Source organism: Herminiimonas sp. (genome assembly GCF_030655415.1).
This window is the reverse complement of the sequence record NZ_JAURVN010000005.1, coordinates 1-7135: the sequence shown is the minus strand read 5'-3', so window position 1 is coordinate 7135 and position 7135 is coordinate 1. Positions and strand designations below refer to the sequence as shown.

The 7135-nt window shown below is 44.3% G+C and carries 6 protein-coding genes and 1 pseudogene; 1 reads left to right on the top strand and 6 read right to left on the bottom strand.

The genetic code is table 11. The features are described 5' to 3' along the window. Window positions 1-366, top strand: a pseudogene (locus Q7T66_RS05545) (HTH domain-containing protein); the annotation flags it as partial. Between the two features lie 497 nt (window positions 367-863). Here Q7T66_RS05545 and Q7T66_RS05540 read toward each other — a convergent pair. The 6 genes from Q7T66_RS05540 to Q7T66_RS05515 all read right to left on the bottom strand — a co-directional run. Continuing rightward, complete coding sequence (locus Q7T66_RS05540; RefSeq protein WP_304932338.1) at window positions 864-1424, bottom strand: hypothetical protein; 561 nt, start codon at window positions 1422-1424, stop codon at window positions 864-866. Beyond that, window positions 1424-2218, bottom strand: a complete 795-nt coding sequence (locus Q7T66_RS05535; protein WP_304932337.1) for a hypothetical protein — start codon at window positions 2216-2218, stop codon at window positions 1424-1426. Before Q7T66_RS05535 ends, Q7T66_RS05540 begins: the two co-directional genes overlap by 1 nt. Further along, the gene (locus Q7T66_RS05530; protein ID WP_304932336.1) at window positions 2199-3899 is read right to left on the bottom strand and encodes a GspE/PulE family protein; all 1701 of its coding nucleotides are present in this window, start codon (window positions 3897-3899) and stop codon (window positions 2199-2201) included. Before Q7T66_RS05530 ends, Q7T66_RS05535 begins: the two co-directional genes overlap by 20 nt. After that, complete coding sequence (locus Q7T66_RS05525) at window positions 3896-5098, bottom strand: type II secretion system F family protein (RefSeq protein ID WP_304932335.1); 1203 nt, start codon at window positions 5096-5098, stop codon at window positions 3896-3898. The genes Q7T66_RS05530 and Q7T66_RS05525 overlap by 4 nt, the downstream gene beginning before the upstream one ends. Before the next feature lie 759 nt (window positions 5099-5857). After that, the gene (locus tag Q7T66_RS05520) at window positions 5858-6352 is read right to left on the bottom strand and encodes an RHS repeat domain-containing protein (RefSeq protein WP_304932334.1); all 495 of its coding nucleotides are present in this window, start codon (window positions 6350-6352) and stop codon (window positions 5858-5860) included. Between the two features lie 167 nt (window positions 6353-6519). Continuing rightward, a partial coding sequence (locus Q7T66_RS05515; RefSeq protein WP_304932333.1) for a hypothetical protein occupies window positions 6520-7135 on the bottom strand: 616 nt, incomplete at its 5' end.

The following is a 7135-nucleotide window of genomic DNA, read 5'->3' as shown; positions in this document are numbered from 1 at the left end:
TTACTTGGAATTATTCGACGCTGGCACATTCGTGACCACGTGTCCTTGAGAGAGATATCCAAACGACTGGGTATCTCTCGAAATACCGTCAGGCGTTATCTACGTGCTGAAACTGTCGAGCCAGCCTACGCTGATCGACGTTCCCTGACCTCTCTTGATAAATACGCTTTCAAGCTTTCAGCCTGGTTAAAGACTGAGACAACGAAGTCACGCAAGCAACGTCGGACTTTGAAACAGATGCATATCGATCTATGTGCATTGGGATTTGACGGGTCGTACGACCGGGTCGCAGCCTTCGCCAGACAGTGGAAGGTGGATCAATTAGAGAGGGTCAACTCTGCGAGCAAATCAACATTCATACCGGTATTTCGGGAAGGCATTTCCGAAAAAGTTCAGAGATAAATGAATAAAGTTCAGAGATAAAAGAATTTCGACAACAATTCGATAACAAAAATTTCTTTCAAATTTGATTTCTTTTTCCCGCGAACAGTTTAGCGATGATTGGAAATAATAAAGTCTGTCGGACAAATCGGGCTATAGCCTCGTTACTCGCTATTTCGGATAATTAGAAAATTCTGCGTAAAGTCCGTCGACAAAGGACCTTAAGATTGAGGAAAATGTATTGTAGTAATAAAGTCTGTATTTAATAGGGCAGAATACCGGCTTGCCTTCTTAGTAGGCAGATGCATTGTCATGCATTAAAGCAAAGTCGGCTTCGAAATAGATGTACATCAACTTGTGCGCATAAAGGTTTGTATGACCGGGTACAGCCCTCGCTAGACAATGGCAGGTGGATCAGTTGGAGACAGTCGACTCGGCAAACAAAGAGCACTTTAAACGCTAAGACCATCGGCGAGACAGATTTATTGCGAGGTAGCTATTGACTTCGTCCTGCTAAACCATTGCGCTGAAATCAAGAAGCGCACTGGTCGTTGAGAATCCTGAACCTGAATTTGATGATTTTCTATATGCGCATCTTTAAAAGATGTCATATCCTGCACACGTTTCATGTAGTCAAGCATTGCAATTAGATTCTTGGCTTCGGCAGTTATCCGTATTTCTTGTTTTTCTGTGTCGGGCTCCACGCTGAGCAAGGTAACTTCTTCGTTAAGAGAAGCTTCAATTTCACGAAACAATTCATCCCACGGCATAGACAAATGCCTAATAACGCGGTTAGCCGATTTGAGTTCCATTAGCAACTGCTCTGACGGCATCTTCTGTTTTGCATCGGCTTCTCCGCTTATCCGTTGATTCATCTGCAGGCTACGCCATTTAGTTTCCCATCTATCCAAACTCACAGATAATTCACGATAAATAATGCCTTGATAAGAGATAGCCGCAAGCATCAAAGCTAACGCAAAATAGCTGGAAAATATCTGCCATTTTTCTTTTTTAGAAGAAAAATCAAGAATCAGCCGGCGCATCAACTTTCCCCAAACATCGATAAATTCGAGCCGTCTTGTGACTCTAATATAGTTATATTGGATAAACCTCTAATAGCTTCTAACAAGACAAAATTTCCCGAATGAAGATATCTTTTTACCTGTGCTGATAATCCCTGCAATAAGATCTCTCTCTCCATAAGTTGAGAAACATCAACTTCAAAGAAGTTTGCAAATTTTATTGTACGAATGCTGTGCCAATGACCATTTTTCAGACTTGCCAAGACACACTGGTCAGGCTCAAGTACTCCAAATAGTGCATCAACGCCTATGCTCAATCGCCAATGGTTGTATACCTGCATAAAATTAGGCTGCAGCGATACCAATTTCAACCTAGATACTTTGCATAACTCCCCAATGGAAGTGATTAAAGTTTGATCCAATGCACACCCAATTCGAGCCTTCTCATATTCGCCTTTATCCGCAGTTATGATCCAGTTTGCAGAAGGCGGCCCGTATAAATTATTAAAATGAATATGTGCCAGTGTCATTAATTCTGAATGATTTGTAAGCTTACCAACCCAAGGCAATAATCCATACCTTGTAAAACTATCTGAAACAATTACCATTAAATTTGTGGCGGAAAATTTTTCTTTTTCTAACCAAGTTTGCAATCCCAATATGGGGGCGGCCCATTTATTCCCCGCTTCAGATAAGGCAACATCTATCACAATAGACTCAGCCGCCTTTGGATTCCAACCCCGCTGGATTTTAGTAATCGTTATTTGTGTCGGACCTAAAGTCACGAGCAGTCGATTACGTAACAAAGGTGACACGATTGATTTCCTCTAATGTTGTACGTCCAGCTGCCATCAAATCAATTGCAGCATCACGCAAAAATTTTGTGCCATTATCCCGTGCGGCATCTTTGATCGTGCGAATCGGCGCGCGTGCAATAATCAGTTCGCGTAACTCATCATTTAAATGTAATACCTCACCGATAGCATGGCGGCCTTTGTAACCAGTCCCTCGACAATTTCCACAACCACGTCCTTTACAAAAAATCATATTTTTTGCGTTTTCAGTTGTGATTGCAGAGCGTTGTAACTCCTCTATAGTCGGTACATATTGCTCAGTGCATTGATTGCAAATTAGTCTGACCAATCGCTGCGCAAGAATGCCGTTCAAGGCAGATACAAAACTATATGTATCTACACCCATGTGCAAAAAACGTCCTAAAACATCGAATACATTATTTGCATGCACACTTGTAAATACTAAATGACCAGTTAATGCCGATTGAATCGCAATTTGCGCTGTTTCTGGATCACGAATTTCTCCCACCAATATTTTATCCGGATCATGACGTAAAATAGAACGTAAACCACGCGCGAAACTTAAGCCTTTCTTCTCATTCACGGGAATTTGCAGCACCCCAGGTAATTGATATTCGACAGGATCTTCAATCGTAATGATCTTGTCTTGTCCATTATTAATTTCCGAGAGCGCGGCATACATTGTCGTTGTCTTGCCACTACCTGTCGGCCCGGTTACCAGTAACATCCCATATGGCTTCGCCGCCAACGATCTGACTTCTGCCAATGTCACTGGATCAAAACCCAGAAGGTCTAGTCGCAAACCTTGAATCTGGTCGGTCAAGGTTCTTTTATCCAATACACGAATCACCACATCTTCGCCAATCATGCTTGGCATGATGGAGACGCGATAATCGATCTCGTGCCCTTTAATAGATAGCTTGAAGCGCCCGTCTTGAGGAATGCGCCGCTCGGCAATATCCAGTTCTGCCATTACCTTGATACGAGAAACAATTTGTTCCGCAGTTGCCATACCTTGTACAGAAACTATCTGCGCCAATACCCCATCAATTCGATACTTAACATGCAAACCTGATTTCGTAGTTTCTAAATGAATATCGCTGGCTCCTAGTTTTAATGCATCGTATATAGTCGAATTGACGATCTTGATAACTGGGCTGGTATCTTCAGCAATTGATGCAAGAGACAAATCATCTACATTCAGTGAAACCAAATCTTGTGAAATCGGTTCATGCAGTGAACTATCAATCGCACGTAAAGTGTCTTCATGAATCGCAAAAAAGGCCGCGAGATCCGCCTTGTGTGCAATACGCCATGTCAAGTTCTTATCACAACGTGCTTCAATCCAAGACTGTAGTAACAAATCGAATGGGTCTGCGACGACACAAATCAACAAGTCGTTGTCACGTGCGACGAAACAATTGCGCTGTACTGCATCGGGGAATGAGAGAACTTCAAACGCCGGTGTTAGTGAATATAATCCATCCATACTCAATAACGGGTAATGCAATGCCCTACTCAAACTATCCATCAAATGCGCAGGAGAAACATTCAATTGCTCCTCCAGCACTTCAATTAAAGTGCGACCGCTCGCAATCGACTGTTCACGCGCGATTTCAATAATCTTGGCGTCTATTAAGGTGACGGTTTCAGACTTCAGGGAATTTCCTACTTCTGTCATTGAATACTACTCGCCAGTTCAAAAATGGGAAGATACATCAATAGAACAATCACACCAATAATCAAACCAATTGCAATCATTAGCATAGGTTCAAACAAACGGGCAAACCAATCAACCCAACGTGCAATTTCATCGTCATACAGCTTCGCAATCCGCTCCATTGCCTGTCCCAGATCTCCAGACCGTTCCCCGACTGCCAGCAAGCGCACACCAACTTCGGTTGTTAGCCCATTAACCGCAAATGCATCTGATACGGAGCGCCCCTCACGAATGCCTTGTACTGCCTGCCGCAACCCCATGAGTAAAGCCGGTTGATGCAGTAAGTCGCGAACCATATCCAAGGCTGTTACAAACGGAATACCGCCGTTGATCAGCATCGCTAATGTTCGAGTAAAGCGCGCCAATTGATAAAGGCGCATTTTTTCTCCCAATGCTGGAATGGCCCAGAACATACGCTCTATTCTTGCCCGCGTACTGGCGCGGGTTAGCCCATAAACTACGCCCCCTATAAAGAGAAAGAAAGCACCAGCAATCCAACCCGCATGCTCACTAAACACTCTTCCCCACTGCATCAGCATGCGAGAGAGCCAGGGCAAATTTCCCCCCACGTCCTCGTACACTCTACTAAAACGGGGTACCACATATCCAAGAAGGAAAAGAATAACAAGGACGCCAACTATCATTAACAATATGGGATAAACCGAAGCTGCCAATACCTTGTCGCGGACGAGATTGAGCTGCTGGTGATAGGCGAGATAACGCCTTAGCGCTTCAGGTAAATCACCGGTTTTTTCGGATGTGCGAATAGTTGCAACGTACAAAGGAGGAAATGTTTGTGACATTGATTCCAATGCGCTAGAGAAAGATTGCCCCTCACGCAAAGCACGTGTTAGTGATTCCAATATTTTTTTCGTTTCAGGTTGACGTGATTTGCGTGACAAAACATCGACGGTTTCAACCAGACTCAATCCCGCTTCCAGAAGCGCCAATAGCTCTTGAGTAAATAAGCCAATTAAGAAATTTCGCTTGGAGCCTATGTTGAAAGATAAATCAAATTTTTTTCGAAGGGAGATAACGTTATAGCCAAGCTTTTCAGCTTGAGATTTGGCATCAATTGAATCCGTCGCTATCAAATTTAATGATGTAATTCCGTCCGTTGCACGAAAGACTCTAACCTCGAATTTCCTATTATTTGCCAATTTTTGGTTAATCCTAGCTAGGCATTAAAATTCAACTTGCATTGCACCATCTTCTCTCAAAGTCAGCGTCTTATATTTAAGATCACTCTAGAATAGTTTCATTCTAGCTTTTACCATTTTTACTTTCGGAGTCCTGATTGGGTGAAAAAATTTACCGCTACACAACCGCGAACTGTTAGTCACGTTCGAAATACAAAGCAAACACTGAAATAAGTACTGATAGGCCAGCAAAAAAATCATAAATTTTATACGCATAAAATCCATCTTGCTTATCAACGGAGTACGGACCGAGATGCGCTGACTTCCCTTGAATACGATCACAAAAGTATTTGGTTAGATAACAGAGAAGCAATGCAACCATCCACCCCCATTTTAAAAAATATCGAGAGTTAAATATAAAGGCGCTAGCTAGGATTAAGAAACAAACTAACCAAATCGCAACAAGTTTATTTTTTATTTTCAATCTAACACCGCGCTCTCATCACCGAGCAATTAGATTGTGGGGGCAACAAAGGACTAGGTCCCTTAACAGCCTCATTAGTTATTATCCCCATTACAATACCAGCTCTCATACCACCAACTTTACCTAATGTAGGCGCTGTTGCTCGCTCTGCCAAATCTCCGGCGCCCAAGCTGGCTCCAGCGCCAACATCTCCCATGAAAGCCAATTGATATGCAGACATTCCGAAAGATATTCCGCCAAACACACGTCCTAATGGAGTATTACCGGCGGCAAAAGCAACGAAATCTGTCGCATAATCAAGGACAAATGCAGTATAAATAGTCCCATTTGGTTCGAGTGCCATCGGCGCGAATTTCCAGAACTTTGCGCCCGAAACCATCGTATTGCCACTGTGTAGTTAAGCCATTGGGACCGGTCAGACTAGTGATATTGCCAAACTTGGGATCAATGACTTTGGTTTCAGTTTGACCTAATGCATTACTGCTGGATATGACGAACTGACCGCGTGCATCGAATGTATTGACACTGCTACGCGATGCAATCGCTGCAGTACCGGTGGCAGGAGAAGAGATGGTGGCTGTCGTTCTATTACCCCATGCATCGTAGACATAACTGGTTTCCAGCCGCATCTGTGGAATATCAGGCTCGACAATTTCTTTAATGAGAAGGCCAGTCGCAGGATCGTATTCGAAGGCGGAAGTACGTGTGGCTGTAACCGCATAGACACTACTATGTACCAACATCGACAATAGCAATGCCGACAGGACTGGTCGTCCGATCAAATACGTCATATTTCACTCCCCCTGAGGCACTTCTTATTTATTTTATTACTGCTCTTGGTTTGCTACGGGCGGTTTCCGCTCATTCTTGCGATAGCATTCTACTTAATCTGGCTACCGCTGCCATCCCATATTTCAGGGATGGACAAATGAAGTGGTATCACTCTAATTGCGAATTTTTAAGGTGAGGTGCTCATCACACTGGCCTTGACCAAGCGCCCGAGAAACCAGTTCGTGCTGTCGTTCGTGTACTCGCTGTTGGTGACCTTGCTGTAACCATCGTTACTGCTCACACTTACCTGCGTCGCATTGCCCCAAATGTCGTACTGGCTCGCCGTGATGATGGTCGGCAGCGCTGCTCCATTCAAATCCCAGCCACTCTCTGTGCTTTGCGTTACATATGGGTAGTACCGCTTACCTGGGGCTACCGTACATCCACTACTACTAACAAAGTCCTGACAGCCATAGCTCACCGTCGACTGGCTCAGCACGCCGTTGTTGCCGCTTCCCGCCACACTCTTCTTGCTGCTCATGGGCAGTCCCGTGTACGGCCAGTCCTGACGGTACTCCGTACGGTTCATCATCCCTGTTTCTGCTTGCGTCGATTCCATCCATCTGAAACCTAACATTCCCCTTCCCGTTCCTAACTCCGCCTTCAATCCTCCGTACTTGTAGGTCGTCGTCGTCGTGCCTCCCACCCCATTCGTTTGACTTACTGACGACACGACATAGATCGGTGCCTGTACGTCTAACTTCGGGTACACAGATGCGTTCGGGGAGATGTCTTTCGTGTAG

What these genes read in the sequence shown, in the direction of transcription:
- Q7T66_RS05520 (WP_304932334.1), bottom strand. Translation starts at nt 6,352, where the DNA reads ATGACGTATTTGATCGGACGACCAGTCCTGTCGGCATTGCTATTGTCG.
- Q7T66_RS05530 (WP_304932336.1), bottom strand. Translation starts at nt 3,899, where the DNA reads ATGACAGAAGTAGGAAATTCCCTGAAGTCTGAAACCGTCACCTTAATA.
- Q7T66_RS05540 (WP_304932338.1), bottom strand. Translation starts at nt 1,424, where the DNA reads ATGCGCCGGCTGATTCTTGATTTTTCTTCTAAAAAAGAAAAATGGCAG.